The sequence below is a fragment of the Thermoflexus sp. genome (assembly GCF_040289485.1).
Classification (GTDB): Bacteria; Chloroflexota; Anaerolineae; order Thermoflexales; family Thermoflexaceae; genus Thermoflexus.
The window spans coordinates 2,456-2,726 of record NZ_PSLG01000117.1 but is presented as its reverse complement, the minus strand read 5'-3'; the positions used below and the strand labels follow the sequence as shown (position 1 = coordinate 2,726).

Below are 271 nucleotides of genomic sequence, written 5' to 3'. Positions count from 1 at the left end.
AGGCGTCAAGGACGATCCCGGTCACCGGCCACCTCCCGCCGGTGGTCGTCCAGATGATCGCGCAGGGCCGGGGTCCCGGCCAGGACCCCCTCCCACCGGCGCCAGCCGGACGCCGGCCGGGTTGGGCGCAGGAGCACCCCCTCGGGCCGGATCTCAACGGCGCAGAGAGTCCCTTCGTACAGGCCAGCCTGCTCCCGCACCCGCTTCGGAATCACCACCTGTCCTTTGGCGGAAACACGCACCGTCTCCACGGCCCTCTCCCCTCGTTGGA

Annotated in this window: 1 protein-coding gene; it reads right to left on the bottom strand. The window is 71.6% G+C overall.

Translation table 11 applies throughout. The features are described from left to right. Nucleotides 1-5: 5 nt before the first annotated feature. Nucleotides 6-271: AbrB/MazE/SpoVT family DNA-binding domain-containing protein (locus C4313_RS11525; RefSeq protein ID WP_352429993.1), on the bottom strand; the 266-nt coding region annotated here is incomplete at its 5' end.